Source organism: Pseudomonas sp. GZD-209 (assembly GCF_049310485.1).
Taxonomy (GTDB): Bacteria; Pseudomonadota; Gammaproteobacteria; order Pseudomonadales; family Pseudomonadaceae; genus Aquipseudomonas; species Aquipseudomonas sichuanensis.
Genome location: NZ_JBMOWQ010000027.1, coordinates 119,311 through 134,058 on the forward strand (window position 1 = coordinate 119,311; position 14,748 = coordinate 134,058).

13 protein-coding genes are annotated in these 14,748 nt (G+C 65.8%); 10 read left to right on the plus strand and 3 right to left on the minus strand.

Annotation, left to right across the window (positions count from 1 at the left end; all coding sequences use genetic code 11):
* Positions 1 to 60 precede the first annotated feature (60 nt).
* From ACO6VM_RS05380 to ACO6VM_RS05425, 10 genes are all read left to right on the plus strand, one after another.
* On the plus strand, positions 61 to 1,680 hold the full coding sequence (locus ACO6VM_RS05380; RefSeq protein ID WP_422402879.1) for an NADP-dependent glyceraldehyde-3-phosphate dehydrogenase: 1,620 nt from the start codon (positions 61 to 63) through the stop codon (positions 1,678 to 1,680).
* A gap of 161 nt (positions 1,681 to 1,841) precedes the next feature.
* Positions 1,842 to 2,309, plus strand: coding sequence for a VOC family protein (locus tag ACO6VM_RS05385; RefSeq protein ID WP_401057382.1), 468 nt, complete (start codon positions 1,842 to 1,844; stop codon positions 2,307 to 2,309).
* A gap of 87 nt (positions 2,310 to 2,396) precedes the next feature.
* Positions 2,397 to 3,593 (plus strand): hypothetical protein, encoded by a 1,197-nt coding sequence (locus tag ACO6VM_RS05390; RefSeq protein WP_401057383.1) that lies wholly within the window; start codon positions 2,397 to 2,399, stop codon positions 3,591 to 3,593.
* Positions 3,594 to 3,979: 386 nt separating this feature from the next.
* On the plus strand, positions 3,980 to 5,311 hold the full coding sequence (locus tag ACO6VM_RS05395) for a hypothetical protein (RefSeq protein WP_401057384.1): 1,332 nt from the start codon (positions 3,980 to 3,982) through the stop codon (positions 5,309 to 5,311).
* 20 nt (positions 5,312 to 5,331) lie between these two features.
* On the plus strand, positions 5,332 to 7,572 hold the full coding sequence (locus ACO6VM_RS05400; RefSeq protein WP_401057385.1) for an Ig-like domain-containing protein: 2,241 nt from the start codon (positions 5,332 to 5,334) through the stop codon (positions 7,570 to 7,572).
* Positions 7,573 to 7,588: 16 nt separating this feature from the next.
* Positions 7,589 to 8,059: a curlin gene (locus ACO6VM_RS05405; RefSeq protein ID WP_110992618.1), complete on the plus strand. Its 471-nt coding sequence runs from the start codon at positions 7,589 to 7,591 to the stop codon at positions 8,057 to 8,059.
* A 28-nt stretch (positions 8,060 to 8,087) separates the two neighbouring features.
* Positions 8,088 to 9,533, plus strand: a complete 1,446-nt coding sequence (locus ACO6VM_RS05410) for a curlin (RefSeq protein WP_401057386.1) — start codon at positions 8,088 to 8,090, stop codon at positions 9,531 to 9,533.
* Between the two features lie 118 nt (positions 9,534 to 9,651).
* Positions 9,652 to 10,296 (plus strand): DNA oxidative demethylase AlkB, encoded by a 645-nt coding sequence (alkB, locus tag ACO6VM_RS05415; protein WP_401057387.1) that lies wholly within the window; start codon positions 9,652 to 9,654, stop codon positions 10,294 to 10,296.
* A 79-nt stretch (positions 10,297 to 10,375) separates the two neighbouring features.
* Positions 10,376 to 10,762 (plus strand): VOC family protein, encoded by a 387-nt coding sequence (locus ACO6VM_RS05420; protein WP_401057388.1) that lies wholly within the window; start codon positions 10,376 to 10,378, stop codon positions 10,760 to 10,762.
* A gap of 96 nt (positions 10,763 to 10,858) precedes the next feature.
* Positions 10,859 to 11,428, plus strand: coding sequence for a hypothetical protein (locus ACO6VM_RS05425; RefSeq protein ID WP_401057389.1), 570 nt, complete (start codon positions 10,859 to 10,861; stop codon positions 11,426 to 11,428).
* A 100-nt stretch (positions 11,429 to 11,528) separates the two neighbouring features.
* On the opposite strand, the gene ACO6VM_RS05430 is transcribed toward ACO6VM_RS05425, so the two are convergent.
* From ACO6VM_RS05430 to ACO6VM_RS05440, 3 genes are all read right to left on the minus strand, one after another.
* Positions 11,529 to 13,208 carry an MFS transporter gene (locus ACO6VM_RS05430; protein ID WP_401057390.1) on the minus strand — a complete coding sequence of 560 codons (1,680 nt, stop codon included), beginning with the start codon at positions 13,206 to 13,208 and terminating at the stop codon, positions 11,529 to 11,531.
* Positions 13,209 to 13,436: 228 nt separating this feature from the next.
* Entirely contained in the window at positions 13,437 to 14,216 is a 780-nt protein-coding gene (locus tag ACO6VM_RS05435; protein WP_401057391.1) for an alpha/beta fold hydrolase, read from the minus strand.
* Positions 14,217 to 14,307: 91 nt separating this feature from the next.
* The gene (locus ACO6VM_RS05440; protein ID WP_401057392.1) at positions 14,308 to 14,730 is read right to left on the minus strand and encodes a VOC family protein; all 423 of its coding nucleotides are present in this window, start codon (positions 14,728 to 14,730) and stop codon (positions 14,308 to 14,310) included.
* Positions 14,731 to 14,748 lie beyond the last annotated feature (18 nt).

Below are 14,748 nucleotides of genomic sequence, written 5' to 3' on the forward strand. Positions count from 1 at the left end.
GGGGTGCATGCTCGGATGCTGAAGCGTTTCACCCAGCCAAATACAAGAGGTGCTAGCCCCATGGAACGTCTGCTCGACTCGCTGTTTCCCACCCCTGACGACATCCCCGCGCAATGGCGCCTGGGCGAGCCTCTGGAGCAACGCGACTACCTGGTGGCCGGTGAACTCAGGCACTGGGATGGCCCGCTGGCCACGGTGCACAGCCCGGTGTGGCTCAAGCACAGTGACGGCGAGCGCCAGGTGACCCTCGGCAGCGCGCCGCTGCTCGACGCCGACACCGCCCTCACTGCCCTGGACGCCGCGGTCCAGGCCTATGACAAGGGCCGCGGCGCCTGGCCGACGATGCGCGTGGCCGAGCGCATCCAGCATGTCGAAACCTTCCTGGCGCGCATGCGCGAACAGCGCACGGCGGTGGTCAAGCTGCTGATGTGGGAGATCGGCAAGAACCTCAAGGACTCCGAGAAAGAGTTCGACCGCACCTGCGACTACATCGTCGATACCATCAATGCGCTCAAGGACCTCGACCGCCGCTCCAGCCGCTTCGAGCTGGAACAAGGCACCCTCGGCCAGATCCGCCGCGCGCCATTGGGCGTGGCGCTGTGCATGGGGCCCTACAACTACCCGCTCAACGAGACCTTCACCACGCTCATCCCGGCGCTGATCATGGGCAACACCGTGGTGTTCAAGCCGGCCAAGTTTGGCGTGCTGCTGATCCGCCCGCTGCTCGAAGCCTTCCGCGACAGCTTCCCGGCCGGGGTGATCAACGTCATCTATGGCCGTGGCCGCGAAACCGTGAGCGCCCTGATGGCCAGCGGCAAGATCGACGTATTCGCCTTCATCGGCACCCACAAGGCTGCCGCCGACCTGAAAAAGCTGCACCCACGCCCGCACCGCCTGCGCGCAGCACTTGGCCTGGACGCCAAGAACCCCGGCATCGTGCTGCCCCAGGTCGACCTGGACAACGCCGTTGAAGAGGCCGTCACCGGCGCCCTGTCGTTCAACGGCCAGCGCTGCACCGCGCTGAAGATCCTGTTCGTCCATGAAGACGTGGTCGAGCCGTTCCTCGACAAGTTCCAGCGCAAGCTCGCCGCGCTCAAGCCCGGCATGCCCTGGGAGCCCGGCGTGGCGCTGACGCCACTGCCTGAGTCGGGCAAGCTCGACTACCTCGACGGCCTGCTGGCCGATGCCACCGGCAAGGGCGCGCGGGTGCTCAACGAAGGCGGTGGCCTCAGCCGTGGTTCGTTCTTCTACCCCGCCCTGCTCTACCCGGTCAGCCAGGACATGCGTGTCTACCACGAGGAGCAGTTCGGCCCGCTGGTGCCAGTGGTGCCCTATCGTGACCTGCAGACCGTGATCGACTACGTGCTCGATTCGGACTACGGCCAGCAACTGAGCCTGTTCGGCAACGACCCCGCCACCATCGGCGCGCTGGTCGACACCTTCGCCAACCAGGTTGGCCGCATCAATATCAATGCCCAGTGCCAGCGCGGGCCGGACACCTACCCATTCAATGGCCGCAAGAACAGCGCCGAGGGCACGCTGTCGGTGCATGACGCACTGCGGGTGTTCTCCATCCGCACGCTGGTGGCGACCCGCTTCCAGGAGGCGAACAAGGAACTGATCAGCGAGATCATCCGCAATCGGCAGTCGAGTTTCCTGACCACCGACTACATCTTCTGATCGACGCCGCCGCCCCCGTGTTCGCAAACCCGGGGGCGGCGCGTTTTTTATAGGCAATCGATCTAAACCTCAGGTCGATTTCCTGCCCGCCTGTACGACTCTAAGTCACCACCGTGGCGCAACGCGCACATGGCCCACCCAGGTGAAAGGAGAGTACGCAAATGGCAGTCAAGCCCATCCCCGAAGGCCAGCACAGCATCACCCCCTACCTCGGCATCAAGGACGCCGCCAAGGCCATCGAGTTCTACAAGAAGGCCTTTGGCGCGGTCGAGATGTTCCGCCTTGAAGACCCCCAAGGCCGCGTCGGCCATGCCGAACTGAAAATCGGCGATTCCTCGCTGATGCTCGGCGACCCCTGCGACATGCCGAACACCCTCAAGCCGAGCCAGACCATCGAGCATCCCGCCGTCGGCCTGCACCTGTACGTCGAGGACTGCGACAAAGTCTTCGCCCAGGCGATCGCCGCTGGCGCTCAGCAGTTGAGCGAGGTGAAGGACCAGTTCTACGGCGACCGCAGCGGCACCTTGAAGGATCCGTTCAACAACATGTGGTTCATCTCTACCCACAAGGAAGACCTGAGCGTCGAGGAAATCCGCGATCGCGCGGCGAAAATGTTCGGCGGCAATTAAGCTGCAAGCCGCAAGCTGCACGCTTCAAGTTGAAACCCACGCGGCTTTGCTTGAAGCTTGCAGCTCGTAGCTTGGAGCTGCCCCTCAATGCGAATCATCGAAAAATCCGCCGCGCAGGTGCGCAGCCTGACCCCGGCCGAAGAAGAGCTGCTGGTCGGCTTCGTCAACGGCACCCTCGCCGGCCCCCGATTGCTGCAGGCCAACCAATGGCTGATGAAAGTGCGCGGCGCCAACCAGTGGCTGGCCTGCGACTGCCGCAAGGACGCCTTGCCGGTGCTCAACATCTCGTTGAACGGCAGCACCGGCACGCTGTTCCTGCGCAACAACCCCGACACCCCCGAGCACGCCCCCGGCTGCCCGTTCAGCAAGGATGAACGCGAAGCCGCCGAGCGCAGCGAAGAAATCAACCAACCTGCCGCCTGGTTGCCCCCGGATACCCCCTTGCGGCTGATCGGCGACTACCGCCGTGCCGATGAGCGCGAAGCGAGCGAAACCAGCCCGCGCACACCCGGCGAGCGCCGTGAACAGCAGCGCCTGCTGTCGCTGCTGCTGACCTGGATCGAGGCCAGCGGCCTGAACGTCTACGCCACCCACCTGAAGAAGGACCTCACCGCCCAGTTCGCCGAGCTGCGTGGCGTGGCCGCTCGCTACCCGTTGCTGGAGCGGGTGCCGGCCAGCAACTACCTGGAAACCCGCCTGGACATGAAGCACATGATGATGCTCAAGGCCCGCCTGCGCGAGGCGACGGTGTTCGGCAACCACCGCCGCCATGGCCTGCTGCTCGACTGCGTGGAGCAGATCAAGGGGCGCAAGGTGATCAATGCGCGCAGCGAGGACGGCTTCGACTTCCAGGGCCACCACCAGTACTGGGGCGGCAACCGCACCAGCGGCCCACTGCTGGCCCTGGCGCTGTATTCGCCGGCCACTGCCGGCAGCCACTTCTACGAAATGATCCACGTGGCCAGCGTGCCGGTGCTGTCGCGCGCGCAGCTGTTCCCGGTGTACCGCGATGAAGAGCGCGAACCGCTCAAGGCGCTGGTCTCGTTGATCGACTGGATGGCCGGCAAAGGCGTGAAGGTGCTGATGCGCCGCCCGGTGATCGGCGGCCAGGTAATGGACGAGCTGGTGCTCACCTCGGACCAGGACCGGGTGCTGTCGGTGTCGTTGCTGGAGCAGCCGGTCGGCCCGGAGCCGGACACCGAGCATTTCAAGCGCTACGCCGACTTCAAGAGCCTGGAGACCTTCCGCAAGTACGTGGCCGGGTTCTTCATGCGCGAGCGCTGAAAGGCGCAGTAACAACGCCCACCTCGATGTAGCGCCATGCCAACAAGGCGGACAGCGATGAAGCCCCAGAAGTAACTGGCCCGATACAAATGTGGGAGCTGGCTTGCCAGCTCCCACATCTGTTTCGGGCGATGTAGTCCTGTGAAAGAGGCGGCGCCCGCCTTGGTGCATGTCTAAAGACCAGCGAAGCATCGCCAGTGCACACCCCGATTCCCCAAAGCTGGGGCCACCTGCCCACCCGAATTTTTCAATTTGTAGATGGCTATCCAGGCTGCAGACCCCGCAATTAAAGGCCTGCAGAGCATCCTGAGCAACCTGGCACAACACTTGCCGACTCCTCCCCAGACGCCCCAACCCATGGGCCCGTTTGCAGGAGGAATCGACTCATGCACCGACCGACACCCCGTCCGCTGGCCATCGCGATCGTCGCCGGCCTGCTCCAGCTACCGGCACAGGCTGCGTTGTATGCGGTCGACCCCGGTCCCTACCCACCCGCTCCCGCAAGCGGCTTCCCCGCCTGGTACCAGGACAGCCATGGCCGCACCCTCGACCTGTGCCTGACCAAGGCCGTGAGTTCTCGGGTTGCCGGTGCGCCCGGCGCGCCAGCCTACATGTGCACGCTGCTGCCCACCCCCGGCGTGTTCGATGACACCCAACCCATCGTGTTCCCCACCAACTTCCCCGACGAAGCCTTCTGGTTCACCGCCGATGCCGCGATCGTCGACGCCGCCCGCGGTATCGACCTGAGCTTTGGCACGGCCATCGAAGCGGCATTCGCCGCCGAAGAGCCGATCGCCGGCGATCAGGTCAGCTTCGCCCGGGTGCGCATTCGCGTCGATGTCCCGGTGGCAGGCACCTATACCGTCACCCACCCCTATGGCGTCGAAGTGTTCGACGTGCCGGCCGGCGGGCGCCGGGCGATCAACATGACCCGCGACATCGGTATCGCCGGTGCGGGCGACTTCAGTGGCGCACTCAAGGGCGATGTCGGGCCGTTCCTGCGCAGCGTCAACGGCCCGTACACCGAAGGCAACGAACGTTTCATCGGCGACCCCAACCTCGACGAGCCGGTCACCGGTAGCCCGTTCAACACCAACTTTGTGCGCATCGAAGGCCCCAACGGCATCGACCTGCGCACCACGGTCTTCAGCGTGTCCGGCAAGCTGTCCGAGGTCAACCGGCCAACCCCGCTGATCCCGCAGCGCAGCACCTACTCCCGGCATACCGAAAACGGCAACCTGCGCGCCCAGCAGGATGTGTTCGTCATGGCGCCGCCGGCACCGGCCACCGTCACCCTCAGCAGCCAGACCCCGGCACTGGCCCTGGGCGAAGCCAACGGCACCGGCAGCTGGTATGCCCAATCCGTGCTCAACCCCGCCCTGCCACTGACCCTGCAGGTCACCGCCGACAACAGCCTGGCCATCGCCACCAGCACCCCGACCACCACGCCGATGCCCCTGACCGACCTGGTGGTGATCAGCCGTGCCGAATACAGCCTGGGCAGCGGCCAGCTGACCCTGGTGGCCAGCAGCAGCGACGAGACCAGCCCGCCGGCCCTGACCGCCCGTACCGGCAACGGCACGCTGATCGGCAACCTGTCCGGCAACGGCGCGGTTAAGGCGCTGACCACCGGCCTGTCGCCGATTCCACCGGCCACGGTGCAAGTCAGCAGTAGCAATGGCGGCAGCGACAGCGAACCCGTGGTGCTGGTGCCATGAACAGACTTCCAGGAGGCAGCATGAATACTTGGTCACGCCGGGCGCTGTGCGCCGCCGGTTTCAGCCTCAGCGTGAGCAGCGCGGCCTGGGCCGTGCTGACCGAGGTCGACCCGGGCCCCTACACCTTCGCCACCGGGGGCTACCCCATGTGGTACAAGGACGCCACCAACCTGTCGCTGGAGCTGTGCCAGTCGCGTGCCACCAGTACCCGCTTCCCCGGCGGGCCAGGCGCCCCGGCCTACATGTGCACCCTGCTGCCGGAGCCTGGGGTCTATGACGACACCTTGCCGCTGGTGTTCCCCGACAACTGGCCGCCCGAGATGTTCTGGTTCCTCGCCGAGACCTCGATCCCTGCCGCAGGCAACAGTGGCTACGAGCTGGAAGTCTATGTGGCCGGCATAGAGGCGGCGTTCGCCGCCGAGAACCCGGTCGACGGCGACCAGCAGAGCTTCGCCCGCATCCGCATCCGCGCCTCGATACCCACCGCAGGCACCTACACCATCACCCACCCCTACGGCGTGGAAACTGTCACCGTCGCCGCCAACCAGGTGGGCCGCCGCGCGGTCAACATCACCCGCGACATCGGCATCGGCGCCCCGGGCAACTTCAGCGGTGCGCTAAACGGCAACATCGGCCCGTTCCTGCGCGGTGTCGGCGGCCCGTACACCGAAGTCAATCCGGACACCGGCGCCACCGAAACCTTCGTCGGCGACCCCAACACCACCGAAGCGGTGACCGGCAGCCCGAACAACACCAACTTCGTGCGCATCCAAGGCCCGGCGGGCACGATCCAGACCAACGCCTTCACGGTCTCTGGCAAGGTCCTCGACCAACGCGCCCAGACCCCGGTCACCCTCGAACGCGCCACCTACTCGCGCAGCGGCGTCGGCACCCGCGTCGAAGTCTTCGCCAAGGCGCCGAACACCGCCAGCCTGTGCCTGCGCAACGGCCTGGCGCTGGTCGGCACGCCACCCTCACCCTGCCAGTTCAGCCTGCTGCCAGACAACAACGGGCTGTTCTTCAGCCAGCAGCTGAGCCAGGCCGCGCCACCGCCGGTGGTGGTGGTCACCGCCAGCAGCAGCGCCGGCACCACCAAACCCACCGCCGTGTCGAGCAAGCTCAGCGACGTGGTACGGGTCACCAACGCCCGCTACGACTGGGTCACCAAGCGCCTGCTGGTCGAGGCCCGCTCCAGCGACGAGGTGGTAGTGCCTGACCTGGTGGTGCAAGGCTACGGGCGCATGTCCAAGGCCGGCGTGCTGCAAAGCCTGACGGTCAACGACCTGAGCCAGCCACCCGCCAGCATCACCGTCAAGTCCGCCCATGGCGGCAGCGACGTCGAGCCGGTGGTGGTGGTCGGCAACGCACCGATCTCGGCCGGCAACCAGCCACCGCTGGCCCAGGCCGACAGCGGCAGCACCAGTGTCGGCGTCCCGGTCACCCTCAACCTGCTGGCCAACGACAGCGACCCGGACGGCAACCTGCCGCTGACCATCAGCGACCTCACGCAACCCGGCACCGGCCTGGGCGGCGTGGTGATGAACGGCACCACCGCCGTCACCTACACCCCACCGGCCGGCGCCACCAGCCCATTGGTGGCGACCTTCAGCTACCGCGCCATGGATGCCAAGGGGCTGAAGTCGGAACCGGCCACGGTCACCGTCAACGTCGCGCCCAACCGGGCCCCCACGGCAGTGGCCGACAGCGTCGCCACCCTGGGCGTCCCCCTGACCATCAACGCCCTGGCCAACGACACCGATCCGGAGGGCAACCTGCCGCTGACCATCGCCAGCGTCACCCAGCCGATCCCGGCCGGGCGCGGCACGGTGAGCACCAACGGCAGCACCATCACCTACACGCCACCGGCCACGGTCACCACAGCGTTCAGCACCACCTTCACCTACATCGTGCGTGACTCGATCGGCGCCCTGTCCACCCCTGGCACGGTCACCGTGCAGGTGTCGCCACGGCCACCCCAGGAGACCTTCGCGGTCACCGCGGCAACGGTCACGGCACGCTCCAACAACCGCTACAACTGGGACATCAGCGGCACCTCATCGGTGACCACCGGCAACACCATCACCGTACGGGTGACCACCACCACCGGCGTGCAGACCCTGGGTACCACCACCGTGCCGGTCACCGGCCGCTGGCGCCTGGCCGTCAGCAACAGCACCACGGTGGTACCGACGGCGGCGCCTACGGCAACCGTGACCAGCAGCCAGGGCACCACGCGCACCGTCAACGTGGTGGTGCAGTAAGCCCAAGGAGCGCGCCATGAAACGCCTGTCCCCGCTGCTGCTGTGCCTGGCCCTGAGTGGCCAGGCCTGGGCCGACGACCTGATGGACAACGCCGACCTTGCGGCCGGCAACGACCTGGGCGAGCCGCTGGTGCTGCGGCTGCTGCCCAGCGCTGCCGGCCAGCTGGCGGTGATCGAGCAGCAGGGCAACGGCAACCGCGCCGCCCTCGACCAGAACGGCGTGGCCCTGCTGGGCCAGATCGTCCAGGCCGGGGGCGCGCAGGAGGCGTACATCCTGCAGCAAGGCAGCGACCTGATGGCCTCGATCAACCAGCAGGGCTACGGCAACAACGCGTCGATCCGCCAGAACGGCAGCGGTAACACCGCCGCCATCGAGCAGATCGGCAACCACAACAACGCCACCATCGAGCAGAGCGGCACGGGGCTGACCAGCGCCGTGACCCAGGCCGGCAATGGCCAGCAAGTGCACATCACCCAATACCGTTAACGCCATCGACACAGCAGGAGGCTTCACCATGTACAAGCTCGCCCCCCTGAGCGCCGCCATTGTCCTGGCGCTGGCCGGCCAGGCCATGGCCGACGACAGCACTTCGACCCAGAACCAACAAGGCAACAGGAACATCGCCGAAGTGAAACAGACCCAGGCCTCGTACGCCTCGGCCAGCCAGAGCCAGACCGGCCGCGACCACAACCACATGGCCGTGCAGGACAACAGCACCAGCGATATCCAGCAGATCGCCACCGGCTCGCTCAACGCCGGCTACGCCGAGCAGCTGTTCGAAAACGGCAGCCAGATCACCCAGCTGTCCGGCGGTACCCTCAACGACGCCTTCGCCAGCCAGTCGGTGGGCGAGAACAACCAGGCCCTGCAGATGCAGGAAGGCACCGGCAACCGCTCGGTGATCTGGCAGGACACTCAACTTGGCAGCCAGGCCACCACCCAGCAATCGGGGCAGCGCAACGACGCCACCATCGAGCAACTGTTCGGCGGCAGCAACAACCGCAGCCTGATCAACCAGAGCGGCAGCGACAACCAGGCCGCCGCCGAGCACCTCACCCACCAGGACGGCGACATCGCCATCTACCAGCAAGGCCGGGAAAACTGGGCCTACGGTGACCAGCGCAACGGCTTCGGCGGCACCATCGGCATCGACCAGTACGGCACCGGCCATTCCGTGGAGGTGTGGCAGGACAACCAGACCGCCAGCCAGGCCAGCGTCTACCAGACCGGCCAGCTCAACGAAGGCTACATCGACCAGAGTTTCGGCGAGGGCAACAGTGCCACCCTGAGCCAGAACGGCCGCGCCAACGCCAGCTGGTCGGACCAGTTCGAGACCAACCAGTCGGTGACCAGCATCTCGCAGACCGGCAACAACAACCTGCACTTCACCTACCAGACCGGTGACAACCACAGCCTGACCATCACCACCCAGGGCAACGGCAACAAGATCCTGGCCAGCAACTGGAAGGGCGAGAAGTCCGGTGGGCAGTTCGGCAGCGACCAGCGCGCCGAGATCAGCCAGGTGGGCAATCAGAACAGCGTCAACCTCAACCAGAACGACACCGGCCAGTACGCCAAGCTGAGCCAGAACGGCAACCGCAACACCATGGAAACCAAACAGGCCGATACCAACAACGAGCTGTATTTCGAGCAGAACGGCAGCGACAACCTGCTGATTGCCGACCAGCGCGGTACCGCCAACTACGCCGAAGGCATTTCCGCCGGCAACGGCGGCATCGTCAACATCGACCAGTCCGGCAGCGGCAACCAGAGCTACACCTACCAGCTGTACGGCAGCGGCAACCAGGCCACCATCAAGCAGACCGACGGCGTCAACGTCGCCTACGTGACCCAGGGCGGCAACGGCAACCAGGCCTTCGTCGACCAGAGCGGTGCCAGCCAGACCGCCAGCATCACCCAGTTCGGCAACACCAACATGGCCACCGTTACCCAGCACTGACCCGCTCCCCCCTTTGAATCGCGGTGTCCGCTCTCCCTGGCGCCGCGGTTCCTTTTTTCTTCTCACCGAGCAACAGCGCTACACTGGCCGCCTGTCTTGCCTGCTCGGCCGCCACCTGATGATCCAGTCCGACCTCGACCTGTTCGGCCCCCAGCCACAACGCCTGGCCAGCCATACCGTGCTGCTGCCCGGCTTCGCCCTGGGCGAGATCGAAGCCCTGCTCGATGCCTTGCGCCCGGTGCTGCGCGCCGCACCCTGGCGGCACATGCACACCCCCGGCGGCCAGCGCATGGCGGTGGCGCTGAGCAACTGCGGGGCGCTGGGCTGGGTCAGCGATGAACGCGGCTACCGCTACAGCCCACTCGACCCCTTAAGCGGCCAGCCCTGGCCGGCCCTGCCAGCGGTATTGCTGGCACTGGCCGGGCGCGCTGCCGCGCTGGCCGGGTTCGAAGGCTTCGTGCCGGACGCCTGCCTGATCAACCACTACCTGCCCGGCACCCGGCTGAGCCTGCACCAGGACCGTGACGAGCGCGACTTCGGCCAGCCGATCGTGTCGATTTCACTGGGGTTGCCCGCGGTGTTCCTGTTCGGCGGGCTGCAACGCGCCGACCGCACGCAGCGAATCGCGCTGAAGCATGGTGATGTGCTGGTCTGGGGCGGTGAGGACCGCCTGCGCTTTCACGGCGTGCTGCCGGTCAAGCCCGGCGTGCATCCACGGCTGGGGGAGCGGCGTATCAACCTGACCTTGCGCAAGGCGGGGTGAGGACTTTACGGCCCACGCTGGTCAAAGCCCAGCGACCGTCTTTACTTGCTGTAACACCCACCCACAACGGTGTGCGCCTATGAAGATCGTGGTCACCAGCATTCTCGTCGACGACCAGGCCAAGGCCTTGGCGTTCTACCACTACGTGCTCGGCTTCGAGCCCAAACATGATGTTCCCATGGGCAAGCATCGCTGGCTCACCCTCACCTCCCCCAACGATCCCAACGGCGTCGAGCTGCTGCTCGAACCCGATGCCCATCCGGCAGCCAAGGCCTACAAGACTGCGCTGAAGCAGGATGGAATCCCGGCCACCTCGTTCAGCGTGCGCGATATCCAGGGCGAATACACCCGGCTGTGCAAGGCCGGCGTGCAGTTCACCCAGCCCCCCACGGATGTGGGGCCAGTCACCGTGGCGGTATTCGACGATACCTGCGGCAACCTCATCCAGATCGCGCAACGTCACTGACCCCGACGCTATCGGGCAACGCCGCGGTGGCGTCGCCCTTGCTCGCTCCGCTACATTGCTCGATCCCGCTCAGCGCAGCCACAACAAGGAATAACCATGCGCTATGAATTCAGCGAGGTCCTCAACGACCTGGTCGATTATTTCCTGCTCGGCGACATTCAACTGCTGGAGCACTTCAAGCACGAACACGATCTGCCCGATGACCTGGCGCGCGCCTTCACCAGCGGAGACAGTGGCGACCTGGCGGTGCACGAGGGCGTGATCCTGCCTTTGGCCGGTATCGACAACCTGCCTTACCGCATCCTGTTCACCCTCGACCAGGGCACCCCGGCCCTGCTCGAACCAGGCAGCCGCCTCAAACACCGCCGTCGCGGCCATGTGCTGCGGGTGGAGAACCGCGCACTGATGCTGTTCACCTGGCGCGTGCTGCAGCATTTCACCAACAAGACCCTCGGCGACCTGCTGGCCCGCTACCAGGAGCCAGGGCGGCCGATCATCGAGCTGGCCAACGGCTTGTATGAGGTGGAGGTGCTGGCGGGGGCGCTGGTGCGCGATGGGCTGTACGAGCCGGCGTTCGAGTTCGTCTTGAAGAAGACTTACAGCCACGCCGGCAACGCCGAGGTCGATACCGGCTATCGCTACAGCCTGCGCGGGTACTTCGACTAAGTGGACGCCATCGCGGGGCAAGCCCGCTCCCACGTTTCATCCGGACTTGGGGGGAGTCCACAACGTGGGAGCGGGCTTGCCCCGCGATGATATTGGCCCATCACGTGTTGGTGATATCCCGGTCCTTGGTTTCCGGCAGGAAGAAGGTGCCCAGCACCGCCGTCATCACCGCGATCACGATCGGGTACCAGAGCCCGTAGTAGATATCCCCGGTGGCCGCCACCATGGCGAAGGCCACGGTCGGCAGGAAACCGCCGAACCAGCCATTGCCGATGTGGTACGGCAGCGACATCGAGGTGTAGCGGATGTGCGCCGGGAACAGCTCCACCAGCCAGGCGGCGATCGGCCCGTAGACCATGGTCACGTAGATCACCAGGATGGTCAGTAGCAGCAACACCATCGGGTAGTGGATCTTCGCAGGGTCGGCTTTTTCCGGGTAACCGGCCTCTTTCAACGCCGTGCCCAGGGTGCCGGTGAAGGCGTCGTTCTGCGCCTTGAAGTCCGCCGCCGCCAGGCTGCGCCCATCGAAGCTGGGCAACACCCGCTCGCCAATGCGCACCTGGGCCACGCTGCCGGGCTCGGCGGCCTGGTTTTCGTAGGGGATGGCGCGCTTGGCCAACAGGCTCTTGGCGATGTCGCACGAGCTGGTGAAACGGGCCTTGCCCACCGGGTCGAACTGGAACGAACACTGCGCAGGGTCGGCGACCACCACCACCGGGTTCTGCTCCTGGGCGACGAACACGTCCGGGTTGCCGTACTCGGTAAGGCCCTTGAAGATCGGGAAGTAAGTCAATGCGGCCAGGATGCAGCCCACCATGATGATCGGCTTGCGGCCGATGCGATCGGACAGGCTGCCGAACAGAATGAAGAACGGCGTGCCGATCAAAAGCGACCCGGCAATCAGCAGGTTGGCGGTCTGCGGGTCGATCTTGAGCATCTGCAACAGGAAGAACAGCGCGTAGAACTGCCCGGTGTACCACACCACCGCCTGCCCGGCGGTGCCGCCGAGCAGCGACATGATCACCACCTTGAGGTTGTCCCAACGGGCGAACGACTCGGTCAGCGGCGCCTTGCTCGCCTTGCCCTCGGCCTTGATCTTGAGGAACACCGGTGACTCGTTGAGCTGCAGGCGGATATACACCGAGATCGCCAGCAGCAGGATCGACAACAGGAACGGCACCCGCCAGCCCCAGTCCTCGAACACCTCGCTGCCCATCAGGGTGCGGCAGCTGAGGATCACCAGCAACGACAGGAACAGCCCGAGGGTAGCGGTGGTCTGGATCCACGCGGTGAAGAAGCCGCGCCGTCCTTTCGGTGCATGTTCCGCCACGTAGGTGGCCGCGCCACCGTACTCACCGCCCAGCGCCAGCCCCTGCAGCAGGCGCAGGGTGATCAAAATGACCGGCGCCGCCACGCCGATGGTGGCGTAGTTGGGCAGCAAACCGACGATCGCGGTGGACAGCCCCATGATCACGATGGTGATGAGGAACGTGTGCTTGCGCCCGATCATGTCACCCAGGCGGCCGAACACGATCGCGCCGAACGGCCGCACGGCAAAGCCGGCAGCGAACGCCAGCAGGGCGAAGATGAACGCAGTGGTTTCGTTTACCCCGGCAAAGAAGTGCTTGGCAATGATCGCCGCCAGCGAGCCATAGAGGTAGAAGTCGTACCATTCGAACACGGTGCCCAGCGAAGAGGCGAAGATAACCTTGCGCTCCTCCCGGGTGATGCCACGTTGGGGCGCGCTACTGCCCGTGGATGCGCTGTCGAGGACCGCCATGGGTCGCCTCCGTGAAGATCAGGTAGGCCAGGTTGCTCAACAAGTTGCAAGGCGCGCACCCAGGCCATAGGGCTTACAGGTTGCGGCGAAGCACGACGGGGCGTTGCCCCAGATCGCGGCAAGGTAATCAGAAGCATAATCGGCTTTGCCGGGATATCCATTCGCCTGCGTGGCGCGCAGCTGAGCGGGCCACACAGGCGGATAGGCGCGACGCCTGGGCGGCGAGGTTCAGCCGAGAAAACGCAGCACTTCTTCGAGCACCTGGTCGGCCTGCTCACGGTGGGGCACATGCCCGCAATCGGCCAGCACCCGCATTCGGCTCGGGCCGCCTGCCAGGCGTGTAAAGCGTTCGGGGTGGGCCAGGCTGCCGAACTCGTCGTTGTCGCCGTGCAGGCTGAGCAGCGGGCAACGCAGCTGCGCGAGCAGGCCGTCGAGGTGCCAGTCGGCGAAATCGGCCGACAACCAGTTGTCGACCCAGGCACGCAGCACCCATTCGGCCTTGTCGCCGTGGTAACGCGCCAGGCGTTCGAGCTGCCCTGGCTCGGCGAACTGGCGATCGGCGGCGCGGATACCTTCGAGGGTACGGGCTTCAACGAAGGCCTGGGCCGATTCGGTCACCAGCCCCCGGCAATGCTCGGCGAAGGCTGCCGCGCAGCCGACCGCCATGCCACCGCCGACGCTGTGGCCAAAGACGATGAAGTCATCGATGGCCAGTTGCCTGCGCAGCACAGCAAAACCCTCGTGCGCCTCGGCCTCGACGAAGCCCCGGCGCAACTGCCCCGGATGCGCGGCGGAACGCCCGAAGCCCAGGCGGTCATAGGCGATCACCCGGTGCCCGGTGGCCTGCGCCAACTGCGCGGGGAAATCGCGCCAGAGCGCCACGCAGCCCAGCGAGTCATGCAGCAGCACAATAGGTACGCCCTGCGCATTCACAGGCAACCAGCTTTCGGCATGGAGCGTGCCCGCCGGCGTGTCGATCGAATGTTGCGTGTGAGTGATGTCGGTCATTGTCCAGGTGCCAGGCTGTTCAGCGAAGCTGAGCATGCTAAGCCAGGTAACGGCGTGGCGCGAGGGTGAAATCGGCTGAACGCCGGGCCATTCAGGCCGACGCGCTCACGCACGGGCCCTTGAGCTCGACCCGGTTGCCGTCGGGGTCGAAGCAGTACAGCGACAACCCCTCGCCTTCAGCGCCATAACGCTTTTCGGCCGGTTCCACGCGCACCCCTGCCCCGTGCAGGTAATCAATGAGCGCCTGTTCATCGAAGGGTTCGACCCGCAGGCACAGGTGGTCCAGATTGTGCCCTTGGCGGCCAGGGGCCGGGCCGCCCTTGAGCCCCAGCGGGCCATCGACCGCCACCAGGTCGATCATGCTGCTGCCGGCGGCCAGGTGGATCATCCCCAGCGACTCGCGCACACGGCTGACCGGGCAGCCGAGCACGTCACGATAGAAGACCAGGCTGCGCGGCAGGTCGCTGACACGCAGCACGATGTGATCGATATGCAGGATGCGCGAAGGCAACATGGCGGCACTCCATGAACG

Bases quoted from the DNA above. Each gene is read 5' to 3' on its own strand.
- ACO6VM_RS05380 (WP_422402879.1), top strand. From the start codon at position 61: ATGGAACGTCTGCTCGACTCGCTGTTTCCCACCCCTGACGACATCCCC.
- ACO6VM_RS05430 (WP_401057390.1), bottom strand. From the start codon at position 13,208: ATGGCGGTCCTCGACAGCGCATCCACGGGCAGTAGCGCGCCCCAACGT.
- ACO6VM_RS05390 (WP_401057383.1), top strand. From the start codon at position 2,397: ATGCGAATCATCGAAAAATCCGCCGCGCAGGTGCGCAGCCTGACCCCG.
- ACO6VM_RS05400 (WP_401057385.1), top strand. From the start codon at position 5,332: ATGAATACTTGGTCACGCCGGGCGCTGTGCGCCGCCGGTTTCAGCCTC.
- ACO6VM_RS05440 (WP_401057392.1), bottom strand. From the start codon at position 14,730: ATGTTGCCTTCGCGCATCCTGCATATCGATCACATCGTGCTGCGTGTC.
- ACO6VM_RS05420 (WP_401057388.1), top strand. From the start codon at position 10,376: ATGAAGATCGTGGTCACCAGCATTCTCGTCGACGACCAGGCCAAGGCC.
- ACO6VM_RS05410 (WP_401057386.1), top strand. From the start codon at position 8,088: ATGTACAAGCTCGCCCCCCTGAGCGCCGCCATTGTCCTGGCGCTGGCC.
- alkB (WP_401057387.1), top strand. From the start codon at position 9,652: ATGATCCAGTCCGACCTCGACCTGTTCGGCCCCCAGCCACAACGCCTG.
- ACO6VM_RS05435 (WP_401057391.1), bottom strand. From the start codon at position 14,216: ATGACCGACATCACTCACACGCAACATTCGATCGACACGCCGGCGGGC.
- ACO6VM_RS05385 (WP_401057382.1), top strand. From the start codon at position 1,842: ATGGCAGTCAAGCCCATCCCCGAAGGCCAGCACAGCATCACCCCCTAC.
- ACO6VM_RS05405 (WP_110992618.1), top strand. From the start codon at position 7,589: ATGAAACGCCTGTCCCCGCTGCTGCTGTGCCTGGCCCTGAGTGGCCAG.
- ACO6VM_RS05395 (WP_401057384.1), top strand. From the start codon at position 3,980: ATGCACCGACCGACACCCCGTCCGCTGGCCATCGCGATCGTCGCCGGC.
- ACO6VM_RS05425 (WP_401057389.1), top strand. From the start codon at position 10,859: ATGCGCTATGAATTCAGCGAGGTCCTCAACGACCTGGTCGATTATTTC.